General features: G+C 61.0%; 16 protein-coding genes and 1 pseudogene. 9 read left to right on the plus strand and 8 right to left on the minus strand.

Going from position 1 to position 24,155, the window contains the following annotated elements:
- Positions 1-39 precede the first annotated feature (39 nt).
- Entirely contained in the window at positions 40-1,452 is a 1,413-nt protein-coding gene (locus OKC42_RS05610; protein WP_151286711.1) for an MATE family efflux transporter, read from the minus strand.
- Between the two features lie 73 nt (positions 1,453-1,525).
- A complete protein-coding gene (locus tag OKC42_RS05615) occupies positions 1,526-2,464 on the minus strand; it encodes a LysR family transcriptional regulator (RefSeq protein ID WP_071912199.1) in 939 nt (312 codons plus the stop codon).
- A 498-nt stretch (positions 2,465-2,962) separates the two neighbouring features.
- Here OKC42_RS05615 and OKC42_RS05620 point away from each other — a divergent pair, with 498 nt between their 5' ends.
- Positions 2,963-4,255, plus strand: a complete 1,293-nt coding sequence (locus OKC42_RS05620; protein WP_005338498.1) for an HAAAP family serine/threonine permease — start codon at positions 2,963-2,965, stop codon at positions 4,253-4,255.
- 90 nt (positions 4,256-4,345) lie between these two features.
- On the opposite strand, the gene OKC42_RS05625 is transcribed toward OKC42_RS05620, so the two are convergent.
- Together OKC42_RS05625 and OKC42_RS05630 are read right to left on the minus strand one after the other, a co-directional pair.
- Positions 4,346-5,065, minus strand: coding sequence for a substrate-binding periplasmic protein (locus tag OKC42_RS05625; protein ID WP_151286710.1), 720 nt, complete (start codon positions 5,063-5,065; stop codon positions 4,346-4,348).
- Positions 5,066-5,156: 91 nt separating this feature from the next.
- Positions 5,157-6,122, minus strand: coding sequence for an MBL fold metallo-hydrolase (locus OKC42_RS05630; RefSeq protein ID WP_151286709.1), 966 nt, complete (start codon positions 6,120-6,122; stop codon positions 5,157-5,159).
- A 152-nt stretch (positions 6,123-6,274) separates the two neighbouring features.
- On the opposite strand from OKC42_RS05630, the gene OKC42_RS05635 reads away from it, so the two are divergent.
- The 6 genes from OKC42_RS05635 (at position 6,275) to pdxY (ending at position 15,755) form a co-directional block, all read left to right on the plus strand.
- Positions 6,275-7,174, plus strand: coding sequence for a LysR family transcriptional regulator (locus OKC42_RS05635; RefSeq protein ID WP_064337066.1), 900 nt, complete (start codon positions 6,275-6,277; stop codon positions 7,172-7,174).
- Between the two features lie 101 nt (positions 7,175-7,275).
- Positions 7,276-8,556, plus strand: a complete 1,281-nt coding sequence (gene yjeH, locus OKC42_RS05640; RefSeq protein ID WP_151286708.1) for an L-methionine/branched-chain amino acid transporter — start codon at positions 7,276-7,278, stop codon at positions 8,554-8,556.
- 392 nt (positions 8,557-8,948) lie between these two features.
- Positions 8,949-10,502 (plus strand): lysine decarboxylation/transport transcriptional activator CadC, encoded by a 1,554-nt coding sequence (gene cadC, locus OKC42_RS05645; RefSeq protein ID WP_151286707.1) that lies wholly within the window; start codon positions 8,949-8,951, stop codon positions 10,500-10,502.
- 754 nt (positions 10,503-11,256) lie between these two features.
- Positions 11,257-12,591 (plus strand): cadaverine/lysine antiporter, encoded by a 1,335-nt coding sequence (gene cadB / locus OKC42_RS05650; protein WP_005347861.1) that lies wholly within the window; start codon positions 11,257-11,259, stop codon positions 12,589-12,591.
- Between the two features lie 77 nt (positions 12,592-12,668).
- Positions 12,669-14,801, plus strand: a complete 2,133-nt coding sequence (locus tag OKC42_RS05655; RefSeq protein WP_139443216.1) for a lysine decarboxylase CadA — start codon at positions 12,669-12,671, stop codon at positions 14,799-14,801.
- A 93-nt stretch (positions 14,802-14,894) separates the two neighbouring features.
- The gene (gene pdxY, locus OKC42_RS05660) at positions 14,895-15,755 is read left to right on the plus strand and encodes a pyridoxal kinase PdxY (RefSeq protein ID WP_058056739.1); all 861 of its coding nucleotides are present in this window, start codon (positions 14,895-14,897) and stop codon (positions 15,753-15,755) included.
- A gap of 76 nt (positions 15,756-15,831) precedes the next feature.
- Here the strand turns inward: pdxY and OKC42_RS05665 are convergent, their stop codons facing one another.
- Both OKC42_RS05665 and OKC42_RS05670 read right to left on the minus strand, forming a co-directional pair.
- Positions 15,832-16,269 carry a PliI family lysozyme inhibitor of I-type lysozyme gene (locus OKC42_RS05665; RefSeq protein ID WP_040066645.1) on the minus strand — a complete coding sequence of 146 codons (438 nt, stop codon included), beginning with the start codon at positions 16,267-16,269 and terminating at the stop codon, positions 15,832-15,834.
- 58 nt (positions 16,270-16,327) lie between these two features.
- Entirely contained in the window at positions 16,328-18,361 is a 2,034-nt protein-coding gene (locus tag OKC42_RS05670) for a M13 family metallopeptidase (protein WP_270819203.1), read from the minus strand.
- Positions 18,362-18,541: 180 nt separating this feature from the next.
- Between OKC42_RS05670 and tilS the strand changes: the two genes are divergently transcribed.
- Entirely contained in the window at positions 18,542-19,900 is a 1,359-nt protein-coding gene (gene tilS / locus OKC42_RS05675) for a tRNA lysidine(34) synthetase TilS (protein ID WP_270819204.1), read from the plus strand.
- A gap of 89 nt (positions 19,901-19,989) precedes the next feature.
- Here the strand turns inward: tilS and OKC42_RS05680 are convergent, their stop codons facing one another.
- Positions 19,990-20,892, minus strand: coding sequence for a GGDEF domain-containing protein (locus tag OKC42_RS05680; protein ID WP_108611918.1), 903 nt, complete (start codon positions 20,890-20,892; stop codon positions 19,990-19,992).
- 118 nt (positions 20,893-21,010) lie between these two features.
- On the opposite strand from OKC42_RS05680, the pseudogene OKC42_RS05685 reads away from it, so the two are divergent.
- Positions 21,011-22,962, plus strand: a pseudogene (locus tag OKC42_RS05685) (cation:proton antiporter domain-containing protein).
- Positions 22,963-22,990: 28 nt separating this feature from the next.
- Here OKC42_RS05685 and OKC42_RS05690 read toward each other — a convergent pair.
- The gene (locus tag OKC42_RS05690; RefSeq protein WP_124929983.1) at positions 22,991-24,136 is read right to left on the minus strand and encodes a patatin-like phospholipase family protein; all 1,146 of its coding nucleotides are present in this window, start codon (positions 24,134-24,136) and stop codon (positions 22,991-22,993) included.
- Positions 24,137-24,155: the final 19 nt, after the last annotated feature.

The raw sequence follows: 24,155 nt of genomic DNA on the forward strand, positions 1-24,155 counted from the left end.
GTTTTTTTATGCCGATTGCAGGCAGGGTTTGGGCAGAGTTTAGCGAGCCAGCTGAATGGCCCCGTCGGCCCTGACAGGCTTGGTGCGGCGCCTGGCTGTGGGGGCGCAGGCGCGCTTGAGGCGCAGCCATTCACGCCACAGCAGCCAGCAGAGCGGCAGGGTGAGCAGCAGTACGGTGGCCGGCTGGGCCATCAGTACCCCATCACGGCCCCACAGCAGCGGCAGCAGGAAGATGAGCGGCAGCAGCAGCAAGGTTTTGGCAATCGAGATGACCAGCGCCTGACGGGTACGGGCCATGGATTGCAGCAGCACGATGCCGAACATGATGATCCCCTCCAGCGGAATAGCGCCCAGATTGAGCAGCAGACTGCTGACGGCGGCGGCCAGCAGCTCGGGGTCGTCATCGCCGGTATAGAGCATGGCTACCTGCTGGGGCAGCAGCTGGATGGTGATCCAGACCAGCATGCCGTAGATGAAGGTGAACTTGAGCCCCATCTCCATCAGATACTTGAGGTCGCGATTGCGCTTGGCCCCGGCCGCCTTGCTGATGAGCGGCTGAATGCCGAAGGCCAGTCCCTGCAGGATGACGATAAAGACCGCCTCGGTGTAACCGGCCACGGTAAAGCCGGCGAGATCCTTCACATTGCCATACACCATCAGCTGGCTGTTGTGCAGCATCAGCAGCAGGCCGAGGTTGAACTGGGCAATCAGGCTCGGCAGGCCGGTAAAGAGCAGGTTCGGCACCGTGGGCAGGCTCGGCACCATGTCGCGCCAACCGAGGCGCAGCCGGGCCCAGGGGGTAAAGAAGTAGCCAAGGCCGATCAGGCTCACCGCCCCTTCCGCCATCAGGGTCGCCTGGGCGGTACCGATCAGTCCCAGCCCCAGTCTGGCCACCATCACGTAGTTGAGCAGGATGTTGAGCACGGCGCCGCTGCTCACCAGCACCATGGCCAGTTTCGGGCGACCGTCGTTGCGCAGCAGATAGGGCACCGCTAGGTTGCTTGCCAGCAGCAGGGTACCGCCGCCAATCCAGAGCAGATAGTCGCTCGCCTGCTTCCAGGTCTCGGTACCCTGCTCGATGCCGAGCCCCAGCAGAATATCGGTGTGGAGGTAATAGAGCAGGATGGGGGCGGTAATACCGAGCACCAGCAGCAGCCAGAGGGCATTGACCAGCGCCTGACGGGCCAGCGCGAAGTTGCGGGCGCCCTGCTGGTAGGAGATGCCGGTGGCGGCGCCCATGCTGATCATGGCGGCCAGACCGAGCAGCACCATGATGACCGGGTAGACCAGATTGATGCCGGCAAGACCGGCCGCCCCCACATAGTGGCCGACGAAGATGCCATCGACCAGGTAGTAGGCACCGGACACCAGCATGGCAAGGATCGAAGGGAGGGCATAGGCCCAGAAGCGGCGGGTCATGGCCCGTTGCCGTAATGTGAAGTAGGCAGACATATCTGTTCTCTCGATGTGCTCGGTTATCGAACAGTTAGTCTAGATTAATACTTTTTTGGTGATAATCCGGTTTCTACTTGATGAATTGCTGAGTGTTACTCATCAATCCGCTGTTTTGATAGTGCGCCTTGAGCATGTCGATCAGGATGCGCAGCCCGCTGCCGAGCTGATGGCGGCTCGGATAGAAGAGATAGAAGCCGGCAAAGGTGGGGCTCCATGGCTCCAGTACCGTGATGAGTTTCCCTTCTGCAACCTTCTGGCTCACCTCCTCCTCAAGGCAGTAGGCCAGTCCCAAACCCGCTTCGGCAGCGCCCAGATAGAGAGCCGGGGTGCTGGTGGTGAGCGGCCCGGTTACCTCTATCTCCAGCAGGTTGCCATCGGCGGCAAAGGCCCAGCGGTAGTGGTGGTGCGGGGTGAGGCGATAGCCGATGCAGGCGTGGCGGCTCAGCTCGCTCGGGTGCTCCGGCGTGCCGTTTTGCGCCAGATAGGCGGGGGAGCCTACCACCAGATAGCGCTGGGGCGGCCCGAGCGGAATGGCGATCATCTCCTTGGGCAGCAGATCCCCGTAAAAGAGGGCGGCATCGAAGCCATCCTCGATCATGCGCGGCATCAGCTCCTGCTCCACTACTTCCACCTGCATCCGCGGATAACGGGCCAGATAGTCGATGAGCACCGGCGCCAGCAGGCTGTCGATGGCGTTGCGCGGGGCGCAGAGCTTGAGCCTGCCCACCGGTTCATCGCTGTTGCGGGCCAGCTCGGCAAGCGCTTCTTCGAGGGTATTGAGGGTGGGGAGCAGCTGCTTGAGCAGCCGTTGGCCCGCTTCGGTCGGCACCACGGCCCGGGTACTGCGGTTGAGCAACCGCACCCCCAGTCGCTCCTCCATCCCCTTCAGACTGTGGCTGATGGCGGAGGCGGATACGCCGAGTTCGAGGGCGGCCTTGCTGAAACTGCGGTGGCGGGCGACGGCGGCAAACACCGCCAGTTCGGCGAGATCGGTACGGGTAATGGTCATCATCAATCAACAAAAAGGCGTGAGTCACAAGGGTACGCCAAGGCCGTGCTGCACACAATCCGCGCTAAACGGGTGGCTTGTTGCAAATATGTAGCTGCTCGCAGGCCATTGATTCCAGTGAAACTAAGTTGAATTGTTAAAAAAAACTCACAATAAGGCACTTTGAGTGTGATCTTGGTCGTCCGAAAGGCGACCAAAATCAAACTTTGGTTGATTAATTCAAAAAAACGCTGTGATTAATAAGGGCATTTAATTAAAGTCAGCCCATCAAGAGTGGCGCACGTTAATCGGTTGTTAAGTGAGACGGGCGCCGACCCTCAGGGTCAAAATCTCGCACTGTTGTTTGTTGCAATCCTGTTGTCACAAGGAGTGATGGCCAGGTTGCCGGGGGGCGAGAGGTTAATATCAAGGACGGACAGCAGGCGTTCCAGGGAGATGGAACCGGGCCAAGGCCCGACCAAACAAGAATCCCATTTTCCTAGATGACAGGAACAACGTATGTCTGACATGAATATTGCAGCTGATGGTCGTTTAGCCAGCAACACCTCCCGCGGCGTCAACAAGGCCGATGTGGTCTGGATGCTGGGTCTGTACGGTACCGCGATCGGTGCCGGTGTGCTCTTCCTGCCAATCAACGCCGGTGTAGGTGGCCTGTGGCCGCTGGTTGCCATGTTGATCCTGGCGCTGCCGCTGACTTTCTTTGCTCACCGTGGTCTGACCCGCTTCGTGCTGTCCGGCTCTACCCGTGATGGCGACATCACTGAAGTAGTAGAAGAGCACTTCGGCAAGACCGCAGGCAAATTCATCACCCTGCTCTACTTCTTTGCCATCTACCCGATCGTGCTGATGTATTCAGTCGCCATCACCAACACCGTCGAGAGCGTGATTGTTCACCAGCTGGGCATGTCTGCACCTCCCCGTGCCGTTCTGTCACTGGCCCTGATCCTCGGTCTGATGGCGGTTGTTCGTCTGGGCGGCCAGGTTATCGTCAAAGCGATGAGCGTGCTGGTATTCCCGTTCGTGCTCACCCTGATGGGTCTGGCGTTCTACCTGATCCCGCACTGGAACGGTGCCATCATCACTGAAGCTCCGGCCCTGTCCGACGCCTTCAACGGTGACTTCATCAAGACCCTGTGGCTGGCTATCCCGGTAATGGTGTTCTCCTTCAACCACTCCCCGATCATCTCCTCCTTCGCGGTGGACAACAAAGGTCGTTACGGTGAAGGTGCCGAGAAGAAGTGCAGCAACATCCTGCTGGGCGCCCACGTCATGATGGTGATGACAGTTATGTTCTTCGTATTCAGCTGCGTACTGAGCCTCTCCCCGGCTGACCTGGCTGCTGCCAAAGAACAGAACATCTCCATCCTGTCCTACCTGGCCAACCACTTCGATAACCCGGTTATCGGTACTGTGGCTCCGCTGATCGCCATGGTTGCCATCAGCAAATCCTTCCTGGGTCACTACCTGGGTGCGCAAGAAGGCATGAACGGCCTGATGGCCAAGGCGCTGCGCGAGAAGGGCAAGAACGTTGATACCAAGCAGCTGAACAAAGTCACTGCCGTGTTCATGATCCTGACCACCTGGGCCATCGCTACCATCAACCCGAGTATCCTCGGCATGATTGAAGACCTGGGCGGCCCGATCATCGCAATGCTGCTGTTCCTGATGCCGATGTACGCCATCACCAAGGTTCCGGCCATGCGCAAATACGCTGGCAACATCAGCAACGGCTTCGTGACCATCATCGGCCTGATCGCCATGTCCGGTATCATCTACAAGCTGATTGCCTGATAACTCCGGTTACCAAGTTGAATGAAGAAGCCGCCTCACAAGAGGCGGCTTTTTTATGGCTGTTTGGGGTGGTGAGCGGATGCGGTATCGCTACTTCATCAGCTTCTTCACCTCGTCGCTGGCCAGCGCCTTGTTGAATTTGTCCCGCGCCTTTTTCCCCTTGGCAGAGTTGGTAAAGCAGACGTGGAGGGACTTGTCCTCGAGGATCTTGCCGTTGAAGCCGAGGTTGGCGGCAACGTCCTTGAGTTGGGGATCGCTCTCCAGCAGATAGGTCATCACATTCTGGTCGATGACCGCCAGATCGAGCCGACCGTTGCCGAGCTTGAGCAGGTTCTGGCTGTCCGAGCTGGTGGCGTCAGCCGAGAGCACCTTGCTGGCCACTTTTTCGTCGAACTCGGTGGTATTCACATAGCCGGTGACGACACCAATTTTCTTGCCCTTGAGGTCATCAAGGCTCTGCCAGGTGACCGGCTGATCGGCTCGCTGGGCAAAGCCGAGGGGGCCGTTACCTATGGGGTCAGAGAAGAGGCAGCTGCTCTTGGGGTCGAGATACTCGGGGAAATAACCCAGTACCTCGGGGTTGTTGGTTGCCTCGTCCACGGCCCGTTGCCAGGGATAGAACTTGATAGTCAGCGGGTCGCCAGCCAGGGCAAAGGCTGCGGTCACCACCTGACTGCTCTTGCCCTGCTCAGGGAGGCTGGCGCTGGTGTAAGGGGGCCATTCAAGGCTGGTCAACACTGCCGCCTGAGCGGCCGACATGCCGAACAAGGGAAGAGTGGCCAGGGCGAGGTGCTTCCATTTCAGGCTCATAGGGATAACTCCTTGTGGTCAAACACCCCTTAAAGATAGCCCCCGGTGTCGATTGCGGATGCCGGCCATGGCTGACCGGCATCCGTGCCATCTATTTATTGTCGATATTCTCCGACTGCCAGAGGGCATAACCCTTGCCGGAAGCCGTGGTGGGCAGATCAATCTGCATCAGGTCGTTGCCGATGACGAAGGGGCCCGTGTAGCGGGCGCGCAGATCCTGCGCCAGATCTTTTACCCTGATCTTGCCGTTGAGGCCGATATGGCTGAACACGGTCAGCGCCGGTCTGGCTTCGTTCATTACCCGGGCCGCCTGCTCGGCAGAGGTCATGGAGACGCAGTGCACCAGCAGATCGGCCCCTTTGGCCTGCTTCACTACTTCGGGGCTGTAACGGGTATCGCCGGAGAGCACCACGCTGTGGCCGTGGTAGTCGATGCGATAGCCGAATGACGGCTTGATGTTGACCCCGTGGTCGTTGTCAAAGGCGGTTACCTTGACCCCGTCATGGTTGTAGACCACCCCGGCGGTGACCTCGTGGCTGTTGATCTCCACCCCGTCCAGCGGCGTTCCCTCATCCTTGACCCGGGTGGCGATGTCAGTGGCGTAGGCCTGCTGCAAGCCACGGGCGAGAGCTGTGGTGCCTTTGGGGCCGTAGAGTTCCATCGGCGCGTGGCGCTGGCCATAGGCCGGTTGCAGCCAGCCGGTCAGCCAGAGATCCGCCAGCCCGTTGGTGTGGTCGGAGTGAAAGTGGGTGAGGAAGAAGGCGTTGACCCGGCCGATGGGGATATGCAGCTGCCACAGGCGAGTGGCGGAGTTGCGGCCAAAATCGAACACCAGCTTCTGGTTGCCTGCCTCGACCAGGGTGCTGTAGCCGCCCCGGCTTATCTGGGGCACCGGAGTGCCGGTGCCGAGCAGGCTGACCCGAAAGATATCGGGCCGGGCTTGAGTTGCTGAGGCTGGGGCTTGATCGTGGTTGCTGATAAAGCTGCTCTCGGCAGCCTGACTGGCGCCGCTGGCCAGCAGACCGACCAGCAGGGCGGCCAGATAGGTGCTTTTCATGGGAATTTATCCTGTGGGGAAGGGATGGCATCACTGTATTGGTAACTAAAAGTTGAGTAAATTGGCTAAAATCCATTTCTTACTAAACTTTTGGTTGTGAATTAGGGCTCGGTAGCGGGTCGTGTTACTCAGGAACGAACAAAGGAGCGGTTGTGGACCGATTGACCAGCATGCGTATCTTCACCCGGGTGGTGGATCTCGGCTCCTACAGCGCCGTGGCGAGCGAAGAGGGGATCAGCGCCCAGATGGTGGGCAAGCATGTGCTGGGACTGGAGCAGTGGCTGGGGGGCAAGCTGTTTCACAAGACCACCCGCCAGCAGACTCTCACCGAACTGGGCCAGCTGTTTTTGGCTCGCTGCCAGCGGGTACTGGAGGAGCTGGCATTGACCGAATCGCTCACCCAGAATCTGTTGGCTGAGCCGGCCGGCCGGCTGCGCATCGCCGCCCCCCTCAGTTTTGGCCACCATCGGCTGGTGCCGCTGCTGCCCGCTTTTATCGACCGCTACCCCAAGCTGGATCTGGATCTGCAGCTCACTCCGCGCTGGGTCGATCTGGTGGAGGAGGGGTTCGACGCCGCCATCCGCACCCTGCGCCCGCAGGATGAGGCGCTGATCGCCCGTCCGTTGCTGACCCAGCACTACCGCCTCTGCGCTGCCCCCGACTACCTCAATCGCCACGGCGTGCCCCGTCATCCGGCCGATCTCGCCCGCCACCAGTGTCTGCACGGCAACTGGGGCGAGCACGAGCGTTGGCAATTTGTTGGCGAGGATGGTCAGAGCGAGGAGGTGCGGGTCGCCTCGCGCTTGCGCATCAACCACTGGCCGGCGCTGCTGACGGCGGCACTTTCCGGGGCTGGCATCACCTTGCAGCCCGCCGAACAGGTGAGTGACCATATCGCTGCGGGGCGTTTGCTGCCGCTGCTTGGTCGCTATCAGAGCCCGGCCAAGACCCTCTACTTCATCTATCCGGCGGCGCGGCGGCAGGTGCTCAAGATCACCCTGCTGGGGGATTTTCTGGCCGAATCCCTGCAAGTTGGGCCCGAGCCCGAATAAAAGGCTGCATATTCTCGCCGCCGCGCTTAACCATCGTGCTTAACAAAGGGGCGGAGCAGGCCTAACATGGCGGGATGTTTTTCTAGTCGGGACAAAAGGATATGTCTGGGTTGAAAAAGGATCTCGGGCTCTGGCAGGGAATGGGGCTGCTCGCCACCTCGCTGCTCGGCACCGGGATCTTCGTGGTACCGGCGACCGCCGCCTCGCTGGCGGGTGGGGCCTCGCTCTGGGCCTGGTTGTTGCTGATTGCGCTGGTGCTGCCCATCGCCTTTACCTTCGCTCGCCTCGGCCGTCGCTATCCCCATGCGGGCGGCGCGCCGCACCTGATTGGCCTCGCTTTTGGCAACGGTGCCGAGCGCTTCTCCGCCTTCCTGTTTCTGGCGGTGCTGCCGGTGGGCCTGCCTGCCGCCCTGATGATTGCCGCCGGTTTCTGGCACGCCCTGTTCGATATGGGGGAGTGGACCCTCTGGGCCATCCAGTTGCTGACCCTGCTCGGGGTCTTTCTGCTGGGGCTGCGCGGGGCGCGCTCCTCCGGCAACCTGCAGCTGTTGATAGCTCTGGCTATTCTGGGGCTCACCCTGCTGATCTGGTTCAAGGGGGAGGTGAGCTGGCGCGATGCGGCCCGGCCGCTACCGAGCGCGGATGAGTGGCCCCCTATGGCTACCGCGCTGGCGGTGATGTTCTGGTGTTTCGTCGGGCTGGAAGCCTTCGCCCACATGGGGGAGGAGTTCAAGCGGCCGGAGCGGGACTACCCCATCGCCCTGCTCGGCGGGGTGCTGCTGGCGGGGCTTATCTACTGGATCCACTCGCTGGTGGTGCTCAAATATGGCCTCTACGGCGATGAGGCGAAAAACGCCACCGCCATCCCCTCCCTGCTGGCGCTGCTGTTCGGCCCCACCGCCAAGTGGCTGGTGGCGGTGCTCGGCTACCTCTCCTGCTTTGCCAGCATCAATATCTACATTCAGGGCTTTGCCCGGCTGATCTGGAGCATGGCGCGGGAAGGCAAGCTGCCCGCCTCGCTGGCTGTGCTCACCGCGCGCGGCGCGCCGCTGCGGGCGCTCGGTCTGGTGCTCGCCATCTGCCTGCTCTGTATCACCCTCATCATCTGGCTGCGACTGCCGCTCGATGAGCTGATCCGCTACGCCAACGGCAACTTCGTGCTGGTCTACCTGCTCTGCATGGCGGCGGGCTGGCGTCTGCTCGGCGGGGTGGGCAAGGGGCTGGCGGGGATAAGCGTGCTGCTCTGCGCTCTGGTGCTGGTGGCGCTCGCCACTCAGGTGCTCTATGCGGTGGTGCTGAGTCTTGGCTACGGCGGCTTCTCGTTGTGGCGGCGTCATCTGCGCCGCAGTCGTCAGCAGGATGCGCTTCCGGTAGCGAAGTAACGTCTCCCCGATGGTCGAAGAAATGAGAAAGCCCTGATGTTCAGGGCTTTTTGATTCCGGCATATGGGATGTTCATATGAATACTAGTTGGCACGCTATTTGCCGAAAAGTGCGGTGTCGGATCAACTCAACGGCGATTTATAGCCAAAAAAAGTGGGATCCAGCTCCCGTTTTGCTTAAAGTGATCCCTTCCGATCCCGGTGGTCGGAATGCCCGCAAGGATGCCCTTCAGACGTAAACAGGATGGCCTGGCCAGACTGACTCTCAGAGATGTGATTGCTTCGGTTCTCTTTTTATCTGTCACCTCTGGTGATAGCGCCTTGTTCCGTTCAGTCAGCCCGGGTTTTGCGTCTCTCTCATCGTGCATTGTCACCATCTGCAGCGAGTGAATCATGAGCGAATCGGTTTTTGAGATCCACGACTGGACCCTGAGCGTTGACGACAACATGTTGTGTCGCCCCGACCGCGAGGTCTACCTCGAACCCAGACTGGTCAACCTGTTGCGGTTTCTGGCCCATAATGCCGGCACTGTGTTTGGCCGCGATGCCCTGATCAACGAGGTGTGGGATGGCGCCGAGGTGACCGATCAGGTTGTGACCCAGTCCATCTTCGAACTGCGCAAGATCCTCAAAGATGGTCGCACCGATGCGACCGACTATATCGTCACCGTACCCAAGCGCGGCTACAAGCTGGTGGCACCGGTAAGGCCGCTGCAGGTGGTTTCCGTAGTGATGGCGGACGAGCAGCCATCTCCTGCGGTCAATACCACTCTCTCAGACAACCCGACTCTCTCCGATCTGAGCCCGCCCGCGGCTGAGCAGGATGATGATGCACAGCCCAATGTCGCCCCTTTTCCCGCCGGGCCCCTGACCCGCGCCATCTCCACCCATGCCAAGGATGCCCGCAGCCGCTGGAAGATGGTGAGTTTCGATATCTTCGTGGCCATCGTGCTGATCGCCATTGTCAGCATGCTCAGCTACCAGCACACCAGCCCCCAGGTGCATGCCATGCTGGATCCCAATCTGCTGGTGTTCCGCTTCCACTCCGGCATGGATGACAACAACGAGAACGTGCGCCTCGCTGATGGCATTACCCGAGCCTTGATGGGGGAGGTGGCCGTGGCCACGCCGCTGCGGGTGCAGTACGGCGCCACCACTCTGATGGGGGGTATCATGCCCGGCAAGGAGCTGAGTGTGCGGGTCACCCGCCAGCCCCGTGGCACCTATCTCGATCTGGAGTATCGCAATATCAATACCAACCGGGTGCTGTTCAGCCATCAGTACCAGCTCAGTCGCCACAGTGTGCACGGTGTGTTGCAGGCCAGCAGCCAGGATCTGCTGCGCGCCCTCGACCAACCCGATGCCGAGCCGGGGATGGGCTGGCCGACCGATGATGCCTCCCTGATGGCGATGATGGAGGCGCAGTACTACATCAACAGCCGGGATCCGGTCGCCCTCAAGCGCGGCATCGATCTGCTGGAGCAGGCGCTGATTGCCCATCCGGATCAGCCGCTGCTGTTGGCGGAGCGCTATCTGGCGGGCGAGGCGCTGGCCACCCTTGCGGGCAAATCCGAGAGCGAGCGACTGCAGGGGATTGGCACCCATCTCGCCAGCGTGGTGCAAAACAGCGGCGCCCTGCCAGCCCGGGTGTGGGAGGCGTTGACCCTGCAGGCGATCCTCAACGGCCAGCAACAGCAGGCCAACTATCTGCTGGAGAAGGCGGCGAGTCGCGGCCGCTCGGTGCTCTACTACATACTGCAGGGCAAGCTGGCGGAGCTGGACGGTCGCCCCGAGGCGGCGGGGGATGCCTACAGTCAGGCTTTCCTGATGGAGGCGACCGAGCAGACCTATCTGCTCTGCCAGCAGCTCGGTTTCTACAGCAATATGGAGAGCCTCACCCCGGCTCTGTTCAATGCGCTGGGCCAGAGCAAGGTGAAGCTCTTCTAACACCGCAGTGTTGGTTTTCCCCCGGTCGGTGCGGTTGCCGACCCCATCCACAGGCTGCCTTTGGGCGGCCTGTGCTGTTTCTGCTTGTCTCAATCCTGCTTGTTTGCCACCGGGGATGGTCGCTCTGGTGTGGCCCGATTTATCCCCCGCCGCTCCCCACTATCCCCATTTGCCTTTGTCTTGCACGCAGCATTCGCGGCACTCGAGTTTGCCCGGCTTTGCGCCGCGCGCAGCTTGTGACATCTGCTCATTGTTGGCGGCGGGATAAGCTGTCCGTCACGACCCATTTCTCATTGCTTACCGGTTATCGCCGTTGCGCTTTACCTCTGAGTTTGGATTGTGATGAGCCGAGCGGAGGGTCAAGCAGGAGGTGAGCGGCCACTCAGGGTGATGGTCAGCTGGGCGTTCGGATGGTTACAAGGGGAGGGGGTGCATTGGGAGCTGCTTTATCCCGGGTTTATCTGGCCAAAAATATCAAGGCGGCGAGATAAGGGGGTTATCAAGGGACAAGAACGGGGCTGTCTGATATCAAGGTTTTATCAAGATGGTGGTGCGATATGACGTCAAGGTTCTGTTTTTAAATGATTTTTATAAAAAGTGGTGAAGCGGCGAAAAAAGTTGCCTCATATTTTTATCCGTTAGCTGGTCTTTATGTTTTCCGGGGATGAGAGGCCTAGTCTGTGCCCATTCTTTGGCGGGGCGTTCCGCCAAATGTGTATGTGACGACCCGACCTTTTATAGAACCGGAGATCTTATGTCCCTAGATACGAGCAAGAAGATTGGCCTTATCGCCTGTACAGGTGTGGTGGCCGGCAACATGATGGGGAGTGGCATCGCGCTGCTGCCTTCGGCACTGGCCACCATCGGCTCCATCTCTGTCTTTAGCTGGGCAATCTGTCTGGTAGGCGCCATGGGCCTCGCCTTTGTCTTCGCCCGCCTTGCTACCAAGAACCCGCAAGAGGGTGGCCCCATTGCTTACGCTGGCGAGATCTCTCCGGTGTTCGGTTTCCAGACCGGTGTGCTTTATTACCACGCCAACTGGATCGGTAACCTGGCCATCGCCATTACCGGCGTCTCCTACCTCTCGGTCTTCTTCCCCATTCTCAATAGCCCAATTCCGGCCGCCGCAGCCACCATCGCTGCCGTCTGGATCTTCACCTTCGTCAACCTGCTTGGCGGTAGCTGGGTGAGCCGACTCTGTACTCTGGGTCTGGTGCTGATCCTGCTGCCAGTTGTCGGTACAGCGGTGATGGGCTGGGGTCATTTTGATGCCACTGTCTATAGCCAGAACTGGAACACCACCAGCGGCAGCGACCTGCATGCGGTCATCAGCGCCGTGCTGATCTGCCTCTGGTCCTTCGTCGGTGTTGAATCTGCCGCCGTCTCTTCCGGCATGGTAAAGAACCCCAAGCGTACCGTACCGCTCGCTACCATGCTGGGTACCGGTATTGCCGGTGTTATCTACATCCTCTCTACCCAGGTGATCAGCGGCATGTTCCCGGCCGGTGAAGTGGCTGCCTCCGGCGCCCCGTTTGCCATGGCCTCTTCCGCCATCTTCGGTAGCTGGTCTGCGCCATTCGTTTCTGCCTTCACCGCCCTGGCCTGCTTCACCTCGCTCGGTTCCTGGATGATGCTGGTGGGCGAAGCGGGCAAGCGTGCCGCTAACGACGGCAACTTCCCGAAAATCTACGGCGAAGTGGACAAGAACGGTGTGGCCAAGAAGGGTCTGATCCTGGGCTCCCTCAAGATGACTGCCTTGATGGTTGGCCTGACCGCCTTCACCTCCCAGTCCGCTCACGCTGCCGATCTCTTCAACGTGCTGACCACAGATGCGGTGCTGCTGACCATGCTGCCCTACTTCTACTCCAGCATTAACCTGATCCGCTTCGAGGGCATGACCTCCCGCAGCATCGGCGCGATGATCTTCTCCGGTGTTGCCTGTGTCTTCTGTCTGGTGGCCCTGATGGGGGCCAAGGGTTCCAACCTTACCGCTACCTTCGTGGTGTCGCTCATCATCCTGATGTTCTACGCCAAAAAACAGGGTCTGCGTCAGCACGACGCCCTGCTGAACGAACAACCCAGCAACTAATTCCCCCTTTTATCTTCCGAGCGCTCTTCACTCACCATCCCTGATGGAGAGCGCCCCTTTACGTGTGGAGCATTACGATGAATATCATTGCCATCCTCAACCACCTCGGCGTTTTCTTTAAAGAAGAACCCATTCGCCAGCTGCAAGCCTCCCTCGAGCGCAAGGGTTTCGAGGTTGTTTATCCGGTCGACGTCGCTGACCTGCTGAAACTGATCGAGAAGAACCCCCGCGTTTGCGGCGCCATCTTCGACTGGGACAAATACTCTTTGGGCCTGTGCAAGGAGATCCACGATCGCAACGAGAAGCTGCCGATCTTCGCCTTCGCCAACGACCAGTCCACCCTGGATATTCACCTGACCGACCTGCGTCTGAACGTCCACTTCTTCGAGTACCGTCTCGGCATGGCTGACGACATCGCCCTCAAGATGGGCCAGGCCACCCAGGAGTATCAGGACGCCATCCTGCCGCCGTTTACCAAGGCGCTGTTCAAGTACGTGGAAGAGGGTAAATACACCTTCTGTACTCCGGGTCACATGGGCGGTACCGCCTTCCAGATGAGCCCGGCCGGCAGCATCTTCTATGACTTCTACGGCCCGAACGCGTTCAAGGCTGACGTTTCCATCTCCATGCCGGAGCTGGGTTCCCTGCTGGATCACTCAGGTCCGCACAAGGAAGCCGAAGAGTACATCGCCCGTACCTTCAACGCCGATCGTTCCTATATCGTTACCAACGGCACCTCCACTGCCAACAAGATCGTCGGCATGTTCTCCGCACCGGCTGGCAGCACTGTGCTGGTTGACCGCAACTGCCACAAGTCGCTCACTCACCTGATGATGATGAACGACGTGACGCCGATCTACTTCCGTCCGACCCGCAACGCCTACGGCATTCTGGGTGGTATCCCGCAGAGCGAATTCAGCCGCGACACCATCGCTGCCAAGGTTGCCGCGACACCGGGTGCCCAGGCTCCCCGTTACGCCGTCGTCACCAACTCCACCTATGATGGCCTGCTCTACAACACCGGCTTCATCAAGGAGAGTCTGGATACCCCTTACATCCACTTCGACAGTGCCTGGGTGCCTTACACCAACTTCAGCCCGATCTATGAAGGCAAGTGCGGCATGAGCGGCGAAGCGATGCCGGGCAAGGTGTTCTATGAAACCCAGTCCACCCACAAGCTGCTGGCGGCCTTCTCCCAGGCCTCGATGATCCACATCAAGGGTGACGTGGAGGAAGAGACCTTCAACGAAGCCTTCATGATGCACACCTCCACCTCGCCGCAGTACGGCATCGTGGCATCGACCGAGATCTCTGCCGCCATGATGCGTGGCAACACCGGCAAGCGTCTGATCAAGGACTCCATCGATCGCGCCATCTCCTTCCGCAAAGAGATCAAGCGTCTGCGTGATCAGAGCGAAGGCTGGTTCTTCGACGTATGGCAGCCGGACAACATCGACACCGTCGAGTGCTGGAAGCTTGATCCGAAAGATGACTGGCACGGCTTCAAGGACATCGATGACAACCACATGTACCTGGATCCGATCAAGGTCACCCTGCTGACCCCGGGTATGGGTCGTGATGGCAAGCTGCTGGAGAAGGGCATTCCTGCTTCACTGGTCTCCAAGTTCCTGGACGAGCGCGGCATCGTGGTCGAGAAGACCGGCCCTTACAACATGCTGTTCCTCTTCTCCATCGGTATCGATCAGTCCAAGGCGATGCAGCTGCTGCGCGCCCTGACCGAGTTCAAGCGTGGCTACGACCTGAACCTGACCATCAAGAACATCCTGCCGAGCCTCTATCGTGAAGATCCGAGCTTCTACGAAGGGATGCGCATTCAGGAGCTGGCCCAGAGCATCCACGATCTGACCTGCAAATACCGTCTGCCGGAGCTGATGTTCAAGGCGTTCGACGTGCTGCCGGAGATGAAGATGACCCCGCATGCTGCATGGCAGCAAGAGCTGGCGGGCAATCTGGAAGAGGTGCCGTTGCGTGACATGGTTGACCGCATCAGCGCCAACATGATCCTGCCGTACCCGCCGGGAGTACCGCTGGTACTGCCGGGCGAGATGGTGACCCAGGATTCTCTGCCGGTGCTCGAGTTCCTCGAGATGCTGTGCGAGATCGGTGCCCACTACCCGGGTTTTGAGACCGACATCCACGGCCTCTATCGTCAGGCCGATGGCAGCTACACCGTCAAGGTGCTGCGTTAATCGACAGTGACAACAGTCGAAAGTGACAACAACGGGCCGCAAGGCCCGTTTTTCCCTCCGGAATTCCTGTTCTTATTGCGTGAGTCGCCAATCATGAAGCGAGTGCTCTCCATTCAATCCCACGTAGTCTTTGGCTGTGCCGGCAACAGCGCCGCCGTTTTTCCCATGCGTCGCCTCGGGATCGAGGTGTGGCCGATGAACACGGTGCAGTTCTCCAACCACACCCAATACCGCGAAGGCTGGCAGGGGATGGTGATGCCCGGCGGCCATATCCGTCAGCTGGTAAACGGCCTGGCGGAGATCGGTGTGCTGGCCGAGTGCGATGCGCTGCTGAGCGGCTACCTCGGTTCTGCCGAACAGGGGGAGGAGATCCTGGCGGCTGTGGCCCGGCTCAAGGCGCTCAATCCGGCCGCCCTCTACTTTTGTGACCCCGTGATGGGCCACCCCGACAAGGGGTGCATAGTGGCACCCGGCGTCGCCGATTTTCTGAAACATCGGGCACTGGCCTGCGCCGATATGTTGGCCCCCAATCTGCTGGAGCTGGAACAGCTCACCGGCCGCGATATCCGCAATGTGCCGGAGGCCATCGAGGCGTGCCAGCAGCTGCGCGCGCAAGGGGTCAAGCTGGTGATGGTCAAGCATCTGGGCAAGGCCGGTTTTGCCATGGACCGCTTCGAGATGCTGCTGGTGTGCGATGAGGGGACCTTTCACCTCTCCCGCCCGCTCTACCCTTTTGCTCGCCATCCCATCGGGGTGGGGGATCTGCTGAGCGCCACCATGCTGGCCAATCTGCTGGCCGGTTGTACCCCGGTAGCGGCGTTCGAGCTTACCAACGCCAGCGTTGATGCCGTGCTGGCTCGCACCTGGCTGGCGGGGGCTTACGAGCTGCAACTGGTAGCGGCCCAGCACGAGATGGCGCTGCCGCAGGTCTCCATCCGGGCGACCCGCCTCTGAGCTGGTTACGCCAACAGCAGAAACAACAAAGCCCTGATCATCAGGGCTTTTTATATTTCAGATTCGGGGAGATGGCTTAGTCTTGTGGGCTTTTGAGCGCCTTGACCACATCCTCTTTGGGCTCCAGCTCCTTGACCTGATTGAAGATCTCCAGCTCCCCTTGCGGACTGACGGTGTAGGCATCGGCATCCTGATAGCTGCCGCTGCCAGCGCTCTCGATGATGACCACCAGCTCGGGCTGCTTGTCGCCATTCAAATCGACCAGTTTCAGCTCCCGGATAAAGCCGTTACGGGCCATCACCTTGCCATCCTGAAACTCATCCAGTGGAAATTGGGCGTTCTGACCCGAATAGAGCCGCACGTCATAGCTGCCGATGGAGGCGGGCTCACCGGCCCCCTGCGCTACCCGGATCACCTGCCCGGAGGGGAGGGTCAGCTGCTTGCTAAATCCCTCTTCGGCTTGTGCCGCCAGCGGCAGGGTCAGCAGCCCTGCCATCATCAATGCTCTGTTCATCTTGCAACCTCTTGCTGTCTATTGAGTGCGGGCTCCCGGGGAGCCCGCCGTGATGTTGCTACCAGATCTTCACCCGCTTCTGGGGCGGCAGATAGAGCTTGTCCCCCGGCTGGATGTTGAATGCCTCGTAGAAGGCGGGAATGTTCGGCACCACGCCGTTGACCCGGTACTCGGGCGGCGAGTGGGGGTCGGAGCGCAGCAGCATCTGCATCAGCTCGGGGCGATACATCCCCTTCCACACCTGCGCCCAGCCGAGGAAGAAGCGCTGTTCGCCGGTGAAGCCATCCAGCACCGGCGCCTCCTTGCCATCCAGTGACAGCTCATAGGCCTTGTGGGCGATGGTGAGACCACCCAGATCGCCGATGTTCTCCCCCAGGGTGAACTGGCCGTTGACGAACTGACCGTTGATGGGCTCGAAGCGGTTGTACTGGGCCACCAGACGGCTGGTGCGGAAGCGGAACTCCTTGAGATCTTGCGGCGTCCACCAGTCGCGCATCATGCCGTCGCCGTCGGATTTGGCCCCCTGATCATCAAAACCGTGGCCCATCTCGTGACCAATGACCCCGCCGATGGCGCCGTAGTTGACCGCATCATCCGCCGTCATGTCGAAGAAGGGGGGCTGCAAGATGGCCGCCGGGAAGACGATCTCGTTGTTGCTCGGGTTGTAGTAGGCGTTCACCGTTTGCGGCGACATGTGCCACTCGTCCCGGTCGACCGGTTTGCCGAGGCGCGCCAGACTGTCTGCGTATTCAAAGGCTTGCGAGCGTTGCAGGTTGCCCACCAGATCATCCGGCTTGATGGTGATGGCGCTGTAATCCTTCCACTTGTCGGGGTAGCCGATCTTGGGGCGGAACTTGGCCAGCTTCTCGAGGGCTTGCGCCTTGGTCTCGGGCGACATCCAGTCGAGCTCCTTGATGCTCTGGCCGTAGGCGGTGCGCAGGTTCTCCACCAGCTGCTCCATCCGCTCCTTGGCCGCTGGCGGGAAGTAGCGGGCCACATAGAGCTGGCCGACCGCTTCACCCAGATGATCGTTCAGCACCCCGAGCGCCCGCTCCCAGCTGGCGCGCTGCTTGGGCGTGCCGCTCAATGTGGTGCCGTAGAAGGCGAAGTTGGCCCGGTCGGTCTCGTTGTCGAGATAGGGGGCGTAGTCGGTCAGCAGTTGCCACTTGAGGTAGGCCTGCCAGTCGGCGATGGGAGTCTGGGCCATCACCTGATCCAGCGCGCTCAGATAGGTCGGTTGGCCGATGATGAGATCCGGCTGGCCAGCGATGTCCGCGGCATTGAGATAAGCCTGCCAGTCGAGGTGGGGGGCGAGCCGTGCCAGTTCGCTGGCGGGGCGCTTGTTGTAGTTCTTCTCCCGATCCCGCAGAGCGACGTTGTCCCACTGGATGGTGGCGAGCCGGGTTTCGAGGGCCAGAATCCGTTTGGCCTTGCCGCTCGGGTCAGATTCCCCGAGGCGGTTCAGCATGGCGGCGATATGCTGCTGGTACTTCTGGCGCAGGGCCTGACTCTCGGTATCCTGCTTGAGGTAGTAGTCCCGATCCGGCAGCCCCAGTCCACCTTGATAGAGGTAGACCGCATAGCGGTCGGGGGACTTGGCATCGGCGTCGATCCAGATGCCAAACGGCGCGCCGCCGCCCATGCGGCCACTTTGGGCAAAGGCGCGGGCCAGCGCGGCCTGATCACCGATCCGGTCGATATCGGCCAGCGCCGGTGCCAGCGGGGTGAGCCCCTTGGCGTCACGGCCTGCCTGATCCAGATAGCTGGCGTAGAGATCGCGGATCTGCTGGGTCGGCGTGCCGGTGGCGGCCTCCTGCTTGGCCAGCCCCTCGACCAGCACCCGCACATCGGCGAGGGATTTGTCCCGCAGCATGTAGAAGGCGCCATCGGCGGGGCGATCGTCGGGGATCTTGGCGGTGGCGAGCCACTTGCCATTGACGTAGCGGAAGAAGTCATCGCCGGGTTTGACCTGGGTGTCCATATTGGCCAGCGCCAGCCCGGAGTGTTTGGGGGTGTCTTGCGGTGCCTGACTGCAGCCAGCCAGCAGGGCCAGTCCAATCAGGCCGGCCAGTAAGCTTTTCTTATTGTTCATCTTGTTTGATTCCAATTCGGATTGTTTGCTTCCCTGCCCATCTTCCTTGCTCCAACCGGTTGTGCGACCGCCTTGCGGCCAGCCTGGTGGAGAGGGCGGGCGAGCCTCACTCTAGCAGCAGGGTTGCAGCTTGATAAGCCCGACTCTGCTAAGATCGGCCGGTCCGTTTTGGGGAAGCCTATGATTTCTCATCTTTATTCTCGCTTTTGTCTGACTATGCCAGCGCCGGAAGGTTCCACCGGTCTGCTGGTGGCCTTCAGTGGCGGCCTCGACTCCACTCTGCTGCTGGTACTGGCGGCGCAGTATGCCCGCGAGCACAGCCTGCCGCTTCGCGCCCTGCACGTGCACCACGGCCTCAGTCCCCATGCCGATGAGTGGGTCGCTCATTGTGAAGCCGTGTGTCAGCAATTGGCGGTGGAACTGCTGGTGGAGCGGGTGACTCTGGCCCGCGGCAATGGCGAGAGTCTGGAGGCGCAGGCGCGCACGGCGCGCTACCAGCAGCTGATGGAGCACATGACGGAGGGGGAGTGGCTGCTCACCGCCCACCATCAGGATGATCAGTTGGAGACCCTGCTGCTGGCCCTCAAACGTGGTGCCGGTCTGCGCGGGCTGGCGGGGATCCTGCCAAGCCAGCCCTTTGCCGGCGGCCTGTTGCTGCGGCCGCTGCTCGATATGAGTCGCGCCGAGCTGGCCGAGGCGGCGGCGAGCCTCCCCTTTGGCTGGGTAGAGGATGAGAGCAATCTGGACGTGAGTTATGACCGCAACTTTTTGCGCCAGATGCTTATCCCCCAGCTCAAGGCGCGCTGGCCCGCCATGGCCCAGACCGCGGCGCGCAGCATGGCCCTGTGCGCCGAGCAGGAGGCGCTGCTGGATGAGCTGGCCGAGAGCGACTGGCAGCTGGCGGGCGAGGGGGAGGCGCTCCATATCGGCCCGCTGCACGCCCTTTCACCCACCCGGCGCAACAACCTGCTGCGCTACTGGATCCGCCGTCAGGGGGGGGAGATGCCATCCCGTGAACAGCTTGCCCGACTGTGGCAGGAGGTAGCGCTGGCGCGCGGCGATGCCAATCCCCGGCTCAACTGGGGGCGCCAGAGCTGCCGCCGTTTTCAGGAGCGGCTCTATCTGGTGAGCCCGGACTTGCAACCCTGCCATCAGCTGTTGCCGCTGACAGTGGGTGAGCCGCTGACCCTGCCGGACGGGCTGGGTGAGCTGGTGGTACGCATGGCGGAGCACGGCGAGGGGCTGCTGCGTGCCCCCCGAGCGGACGAGCCGCTCTCGGTGCGTTTTCAGGTAGCGCCCGGGATCCCCCTCAAACCGGTGGGGCGAAGCGGCAGTCGGCGGATGAAGAAGCTGCTGCAAGAGTATGGTGTTCCCTCGTGGCAACGGGGACGCATTCCCATCCTCTACTATGGCGAGCAGGTGGCGGCGGTGGTGGGGCTCTTTGTCTGCGACGGTTTTATGGCACAGAGTGCCGGGCTGGTCTGTCACTGGCAGGGAAACGGTGCCGCCCCAATCCTGCCCGAGCAGGATCTTGCATGAGGTGATCTCGGTGTGAGGGAGGATTAGCCCCAAAAAAAGAAGCTCCGGTCACATGGCGCGCATGTGCCGGAGCAAAGAAGAGTTCGGGATTATTCGTTAGAGCTGGCCTTGCCTGCTTTTTTGCGGGCGTAGAGGTGACTGTCGGCCGCCTCGTAGAGGCTCGGCACATCGACCCCGGATTGCCAGCTGGCGGCGCCAAGGCTGCATCCGACCGAGAAGGTGCTGAGCTCCTTATTGGTCATCAACATATGCTGCAGTCGCAGCCAGACCGGGCGCCACGCCTCGGGTTCGGCCGGTTGCAGCAGCAGGGCAAATTCATCTCCCCCGAGCCGGAAGGCTTGATCCGTACTGCGGATGCACCCCTTGAGCAGCTGGGCGAAGCGGCTCAGCACCAGATCCCCCACCGGATGGCCCCAGGTATCATTGATCTGCTTGAAGCGATCGAGATCCAGCAGCACCAGCACCAAACCATGGGGCTCGCGGCTGTGCTGCTCGATGGCGCGGCCAATGGCTTCGTCAAAGTAGGAGCGGTTGCCAAGGCCGGTCAGGTGATCGAGCCGGACCAGCTGATCCAGTTTTTCCAGTCGCAGATAGAGGGGCAGCAGCAGGCAGAGCAGCTGATGGTATTGCATCAGTACCCGTTGCTGGCTGCCGCTCAGCGGATGTTCCAGCTCGTAGTGGAGCTGGCCGAGCAGCTGGCCATGCTGACCGCGCAGTTCGAACGGATAGTTGTGCAGGTTGAGGGTGGCCAGCGGCGGGTGCTGGATCAGCACATGGGGCTGGCCACAATCGAGGTAGAGACCGTGGATCCTGACAATTCTTGCCGCACGATCGGCAAAAGTTGTCAGCAGACCGCCGAGATCGCTCTGCCCCAACAACTGCTCGAGCAACTGGTTGCGTTCAACGCTGGGCAACGGCGTGAGCCGCTCCATCTGGCGAACCCACTGCTCGATGCCATGGCTAAAGCCATTAAGTGACGACGTATTTTCCATGGTCTTCCACCTGTAACACCTGACTACTGTCTCCTCCCTGCAATTGGCATGCCCAATATATCTTTCCTGCCCGCCAGATCGGCTGACTAAGCTTAAGTCGATAAAAGGAGAGGGAAATTTGTACACCGACCTGTTGATCCTGCTGTTCGCCGCCGTTCTGCTGGTGGCAACTTTCCGGCGCCTCGGCTTGCCGGTGATCCTTGCCTATCTGATTGCCGGCGTCTTGCTCGGGCCCCACGGGCTGGCGGTGATCACCGGCCAGTCGATCATGCAGACCATTGCCGAGCTGGGGATCGTCTTTCTGATGTTCTCGCTGGGGCTGGAGTTCTCCCTGCCAAAATTGCTGGCGATGCGCCGGTTGGTGCTGGGGGTCGGGATGTTGCAGGTGCTGCTCACGTCACAGCTCTTTTTCGCCATCGGCTGGTGGTGGGGGCTGGGTCTGGCGCAGTCGCTGGTGGTGGCGGGAACGTTGGCACTCTCCTCGACGGCGGTGGTGATCAAGCAGCTCGGCGAGCAGAAGCAGCTCCATACCCGCCGCGCCCAGCTGGGGGTGAGCGTGCTGCTGTTTCAGGATCTGGCGGTGGTGCCCCTGCTGGTGATGATCCCTATCCTCGCCCAGCCGGAAGTGCAGGGGAGCGCCCTGGCCGCCGAGATCGCCTGGGCCACCCTCAAGGGGCTGTTTGCTCTCTTCACTCTGCTTGCGGTGGGCAAGTGGTTGCTGCCGCTGCTGTTTCACGAGGTGGCGCGAGCCCGCTCCGACGAGTTGTTCGTGCTGAGTGCCCTGCTGGTGGCGCTGCTGGCTGCCTACATGACCCATTCACTGGGGCTGTCGATGGCGCTGGGGGCGTTTCTGGCGGGGATGATGCTGGGGGAGTCCCACTACCGTCATCAGCTGGAGGTGGACATCAAGCCCTTTCGCGACGTGCTGATGGGGCTCTTCTTTATCACCATCGGCATGGCCATGGAGTGGGAGCTGGTGGCGCGGGCTTGGTGGCAGGTACTGATCTGCGTTGTGCTGCTGGTGCTGTGCAAATCTCTTCTGGTGCTGCTGGCCGGGCGGCTGATGGGGGAGCGCAAGCGCGACAGCATGGCCGCCGGCATCATGCTCAGTCAGGTGGGAGAGTTTGGCTTCGTGCTGCTGGCGCTGGCGCTCCACCACGGCTTGCTGGATCAGCAACTGGTCTCCCTGCTGATCGGCATCGGCATCATCTCCATCGCCATGACCCCCTGGCTGGTGACCCAGGCCCATTCGCTGGCCCGCAGCCTCACCGATCCGGCGCTGCTGACTCGCTCCGAGGTGGCACAGTCGGGCCTGAGCAAAAACCAGCATGTCATCATCGCCGGCTTTGGCCGGGCGGGGCAGACCTGTGCCCGCTTTCTCAAGATCGAGGAGATCCCCTTTCTGGCCCTAGACCTCGACCCCGAGCGGGTGAGCGAGGCCAAGCTGGCGGGGGAGCAGGTGGCCTTCGGCGATGCCAGCCGCCGCGATATTCTGCTGGCCGCCGGATTGCTGCGGGCGCGGCTGGTGATCATCACCTTCGATGATTGCAAGCGGGTGGAGGCGATGCTGGCACTGATCCGCGAACTGGCGGGGGATCTCAAGGTGCTGGTACGTACCCGGGATGACAGTTTTCTGGAGCAGTACAAGCAGGCGGGGGCGTTTGAGGTGATCCCCGAATCCCAAGAGGGGGCCCTGATGCTGGTCTCCCACCTGCTGCTCAACTGCGATATCCCCATCGGTCGGGTGATCCGCCGGATGGAGCTGGAGCGCAGCAGCCAGTATCGCTTCCTGCAGGCTTCTACTGGGGGGATCAGAGTGCCAGTAATCTGGAGGCAGATCAGCTGCTCGAACGCCTCCATCCGCTTTTGCTGCACGATCAGGCGTGGGCGGTAGGCCGTGAAGTGCGCGAGTTGCCGCTTGATGAGGTGCGGATCAAGGAGGTGCAGCGCGGGGATCAGAGTCTGGAACCCAGACCCGAGCTGGTGCTGGCGGCCGGTGATCGGCTGATCCTGTTTGGTACCGTGGTGGCGATGGAGCAGGCGGAGCAGCGTTTGCTGGAGGGGCGCTGAGTCCCCTCGCACTCATCGGCCGCCCCCTTTACTCCCGCTCTTTTGGTAGCCCTTCGATATCGAGGAAGGCGACGACTCTCTCCCGCTCCCTCAGAGTGTCCTGATAGCCCAGCTTGATCAGCTGTTGGCAATAACCCGGATAGAACATCAGAAAGCTCGCCAGACTGCTGGTCTCATCCCCCTTCACGCCCAGCACCCGCAACAGGCGGCGCAACTTTAGCGGCAGTTTGCGCAGGTAGGCCAGTGCGATGGTGTCGAGATCCTGACTCGGTTTCAGCACGCAGGTCTCCACCCGCTTCAGCTTGAGGCGATTGCGCTCCCGCTCAGGGATAAGATCCAGAGTCTGGTTGATGCGCCACAGCCGCTCCAGATCGGAGTTGAGAGTATCGGTAAAGACGGTATCGAGCAGATGGCTGGCGATATTGGAGCTGGTGAGATGGCCGTGGTGATGGGTCGGCGCCGAGTGCTCAGGCGGATCTAGCGTGATCAGCAGGATCCGCTCCGCCCCCAGATGGATGGCGGGGCTGAGCGGGCTCAGCTGGTGGATGGATCCGTCGCCGTAGAACTTCTCGCCGATCCGGGTGGCTGGAAAGACGAAGGGGAGAGCCGATGAGGCGAGCAGATGCTCAGATGTAAGCACGGTGCGCACCCCACGCCGTCTGGCTCGCTCCCAAGGATGGTGGTCGGCCCGCCCTTGAAAGAAGGTGGTGGAGAGGCCGTCATCGTAATCCGACGCCGTGATGGCCAGCGCCTCCAGACTGCCGTAGAGGATGTTGTCATCAATGCGGTGATAGTCGATGAGTTGATCCAGCAGGCGGTGCAGCGGCGCGTTGTCAAAGAGGTGAAAGGCGTGGTTGGTATGGGGATTGATCAGCCCCGCCGACCCCTCGTACATCAGCCGCCACAGCAGGCGCCCCGGGTGAAAATCGAAGATGTGGTGGGTCTCGAAACGGCGCCAGACCCACTCCAGCTTGCGCACCCCCAGATGGAAGCAGGAGGCGTAGCAGGCGAGCGCGGTGACATTGATGGCCCCCGCCGAGGTGCCACACAGGATGGGAAAAGGGATGCCGAGATTGCGCGGGTAGAGCTCCGCAATCGCCTTGAGGGCACCGACCTGATAGGCGGCGCGAGCACCGCCACCGGTGAGCAACAACGCTGTATTGGGTCTGGCCATATGCTGGCGCCTTATCGTG

Origin of the sequence: Aeromonas sp. Y311-2 (assembly GCF_027706025.1) — a bacterium.
In the GTDB taxonomy this organism is placed as follows: domain Bacteria; phylum Pseudomonadota; class Gammaproteobacteria; order Enterobacterales; family Aeromonadaceae; genus Aeromonas; species Aeromonas veronii.